Origin of the sequence: Mesorhizobium sp. M4A.F.Ca.ET.050.02.1.1 (assembly GCF_003997725.1) — a bacterium.
In the GTDB taxonomy this organism is placed as follows: domain Bacteria; phylum Pseudomonadota; class Alphaproteobacteria; order Rhizobiales; family Rhizobiaceae; genus Mesorhizobium.
On the sequence record NZ_RZSG01000641.1, the window covers coordinates 1 to 3,525 of the forward strand.

Annotated in this window: 4 protein-coding genes; all 4 read right to left on the reverse strand. The window is 64.4% G+C overall.

Annotation, left to right across the window (positions count from 1 at the left end; genetic code table 11):
- On the reverse strand, positions 1-180 hold a 180-nt coding region (locus EOA33_RS28515; protein ID WP_127407158.1), incomplete at its 3' end, for a fructose-bisphosphatase class II.
- 225 nt (positions 181-405) lie between these two features.
- Positions 406-1,719 (reverse strand): homoserine dehydrogenase, encoded by a 1,314-nt coding sequence (locus EOA33_RS28520; protein ID WP_127407159.1) that lies wholly within the window; start codon positions 1,717-1,719, stop codon positions 406-408.
- Positions 1,720-1,765: 46 nt separating this feature from the next.
- Positions 1,766-2,983, reverse strand: coding sequence for an LL-diaminopimelate aminotransferase (locus EOA33_RS28525; RefSeq protein ID WP_126054248.1), 1,218 nt, complete (start codon positions 2,981-2,983; stop codon positions 1,766-1,768).
- A gap of 45 nt (positions 2,984-3,028) precedes the next feature.
- A complete protein-coding gene (locus tag EOA33_RS28530; protein WP_127407160.1) occupies positions 3,029-3,436 on the reverse strand; it encodes a hypothetical protein in 408 nt (135 codons plus the stop codon).
- Positions 3,437-3,525: the final 89 nt, after the last annotated feature.

The window sequence follows — 3,525 nt, forward strand, 5'->3', positions numbered from 1 at the left end:
CTTGATAGCCAGCCGGTTCAGCTCCTGGCGCATGGCGTCGACCGCGACCTGGTCGGCCGCCTTCTCGTCGCCCCGCCCGCGCAGCCTGGCAGCCGCCACCGCCGCCCGCTCGGTGACGCGCACCAGTTCCATGGTGAGTATCCGGTCAAGGCCGGCGACAATGTTCTGGGCCACGTTCATCTGTGGGAAATCCTCGTTGACGCGAGCGGTCGTATCTTGAGTCGCTCTAACACTTGTTTTGAGCAATTCGGCGGGGAAAACCGCTGCGCAGTTTTCCTGGAATTGCTCCCGCCTCCCGCAGAGGCGCGTTTCTTGTGTCAAAGCTCCGTGACAACGGCAAGACTTGGCCGGGGATTTTTTGAAATCCCAGCAATATCAATCGATTGAAGGCGAAGTTGGTCCGAACTATTCGGCCCGTTCGATGCGGATCACCTGCGGCTTGTCAGTCAGGTGGCCATCCTTGGTGATGCCCTCGACGGCCTTGCGCACCGCTGCTTCCGTCGTCTCGTGGGTGACGAGGATGACCGTCTTCTGCGCGTGTGTTTCCGGGCCTGCGGCCTGCTGGACGATCGATTCCAGCGAGATGTCGTTGTCGGCCATGCGCTTGGCGATCGCGGCGAAGACGCCGATGCGGTCATGCACGGTGAGCCGGATGAAATAGCCGCCGGCATGGCTGCGCATCTGGGCCCGCTTGTACGGCCTCAGCTCCTTCGCCGGGCGGCCGAAGACCGGTCCGTGCTGGAAGCCCGGCCGGCTCTTGGCGATGTCGGCGATATCGCCGATCACCGCCGAAGCGGTGGCGTTGCCGCCCGCACCTGGGCCGGAAAGCAGAAGCTCGCCCAGAATGTCGGTCTCGATCGCCACCGCGTTGGTGACGCCGTGCACCTGCGCGATGACGGAAGCCGTCGGCACCATGGTCGGGTGCACGCGCTGCTCGATGCCGCTCTCGGTGCGCTGCGCGACGCCGAGCAGCTTGATGCGATAGCCGAGGTCCCCGGCCGCGCGGATGTCGGCTTGGGTGATGTTGGAGATGCCTTCCATATAGATGTCGTTGGCGGCGATCCTCGTGCCGAAGGCAAGGCTGGTCAGGATCGACAGCTTGTGCGCCGTGTCGTGGCCCTCGATATCGAAGGTCGGATCGGCCTCGGCATAGCCGAGCCTTTGCGCATCCTTGAGGACCGCGTCGAAGGAGATGCCTTCGGCTTCCATGCGAGTCAGGATGTAGTTGCAGGTGCCGTTGAGGATGCCGAAGACCCTGGTGACCGAATTGCCGGCCATCGCCTCGCGCATCGTCTTGATGACGGGGATGCCACCGGCCACCGCGGCCTCGTAATTCAAAAGCACACCCTTCTTCTCGGCGATCTCGGCCAGCTGCACGCCATGCTTGGCCAGCAACGCCTTATTGGCGGTCACCACATGGCGGCCGGCCTCGAGTGCCGCTTTCACCGAGGCTCGCGCGGGTCCCTCGTCGCCGCCGATCAGTTCGACAAAGACGTCGATATTGGCCGCCTCCGCCATCTTGACCGCATCGTCGAACCATTGCGCGCCGCCAAGGTCGACGCCGCGGTCGCGCTTGGGATCGCGGGCCGAGACGGCTGCCACGACGATGTCGCGGCCGCACTGGCGGGTGAGCTCGGCCGCCTTGTCGCGCAACACGCGCGCCACCGAGGCGCCGACCGTGCCGAGGCCGGCAATTCCAACACGCAACGCTTCAGCCATGTCCGGCGATGCCCCTCAAAAATTCGATCGGTGATGTCAGGCGAACTCAGCGGTGCGCGGAGAGCGGCACCACATTGTTGGGCTGCTTGGCGGTGGACGCCAGGAAGCGCTTGATGTTGCGGGCCGCCTGGCGGATGCGGTGCTCGTTCTCGACCAGCGCCACGCGCACGAAATCGTCGCCATGCTCGCCGAAGCCGACGCCCGGCGCCACCGCTACGTCGGCGTGCTCGATCAAGAGCTTGGAGAATTCGAGCGAGCCGAGATGACGAAACTGTTCCGGGATCGGCGCCCAGGCGAACATCGAGGCCGCCGGCGCCGGTATGTTCCAGCCGGCGCGGCTGAAGGAATCGACCATCACGTCGCGGCGCTTGTGGTAGACCTCGCGCACTTCGGCAATGTCGGCGCCATCGCCATTGAGCGCATGCGCCGCCGCCACCTGGATCGGCGTGAACGCGCCATAGTCGAGATAGGACTTGACGCGCGTCAGCGCCGAGATCAGCCGCTCGTTGCCGACGGCGAAGCCCATGCGCCAGCCGGGCATGGAGAAGGTCTTCGACATCGATGTGAACTCGACGCAGACGTCGATCGCGCCCGGCACCTGCAGCACCGAGGGCGGCGGGTTGCCGTCGAAATAGATCTCCGAATAGGCGAGGTCGGACAGGATGATGATGTCGTTCTTCTTGGCGAAGGCGACGACGTCCTTGTAGAAATCGAGCGAGGCGACCAGCGCCGTCGGGTTCGACGGATAGTTGAGGATCAGCGCCAGCGGCTTCGGGATCGAGTGGCGGATGCCGCGCTCGACCGCCGGGATGAAGCCGTCGTCGGGCTCCACCTGCAGCGAGCGGATGACGCCGCCCGACATGATGAAGCCGAAAGCGTGGATCGGATAGGTCGGATTCGGGCACAGGATGACGTCGCCGGGCGCGGTGATCGCCTGCGCCATGTTGGCGAAGCCTTCCTTCGAGCCGAGGGTTGCCACCACCTGCGTATCGGGGTTGAGCTTCACGCCGAAGCGGCGCTGATAGTACGCCGCCTGGGCGCGTCGCAGGCCCGGAATGCCGCGCGACGAGGAATAGCGATGCGTGCGCGGATCGCGCACCACTTCGCACAATTTGTCGACGATGGCCTTCGGCGTCGGCAGGTCCGGATTGCCCATGCCAAGGTCGATGATGTCGGCGCCGCGCGAGCGGGCGCTGGCCTTCAGCCGGTTGACCTGCTCGAACACGTAAGGCGGAAGCCGGCGGACCTTGTGAAATTCTTCCATGTCAGTTCCAGACATTCAAAGGTGGTTTCGGCGCGCGATATATCCCTAATTGCAGCTAGGGTCGAGGGCGGGATCGCATTTCGTCTCGATCTGCTTCAGCGCCTGATCGCCATGGTTCTTGGCCAGCGAGTTGAGCGCCGCCGGGCTTGCGGTCTGGTCGCCGCCACCGCTCTTGGCGAGTTGCGCCTGCTGCTCGCCCTTCAACTGGGCAAGCTTGGCGTCGGTCTCCTCCTTGGTGAGTTGCTTGGCGGCCACCTGCGGCGGGATGTTGAGGTTCGGATAGGAACCGGTGTCCTTTGGCCCTTCGACGCCGGCGACCGGCGCCGCGTTCGTGGTGTTGCTCGTCGAGCAGCCGCCCGCCGCCAGACCGGCAGACAGCAAGGCCATCGCCGCGGCCATGCGGCAAATGCGTGCGCTTGCCGAAAAAACCGTCTTGCCAATATTAATCGTCATATTGTTTTCCTGGCAGCCGGGTTAGAGCGTGTTGGACCCGGTCAGATGTCCCATGATAATATGTCAAGAAAACGCCCCGGGAGGAACCC

What these genes read in the sequence shown, in the direction of transcription:
- EOA33_RS28520 (WP_127407159.1), bottom strand. Translation starts at nt 1,719, where the DNA reads ATGGCTGAAGCGTTGCGTGTTGGAATTGCCGGCCTCGGCACGGTCGGC.
- EOA33_RS28525 (WP_126054248.1), bottom strand. Translation starts at nt 2,983, where the DNA reads ATGGAAGAATTTCACAAGGTCCGCCGGCTTCCGCCTTACGTGTTCGAG.
- EOA33_RS28530 (WP_127407160.1), bottom strand. Translation starts at nt 3,436, where the DNA reads ATGACGATTAATATTGGCAAGACGGTTTTTTCGGCAAGCGCACGCATT.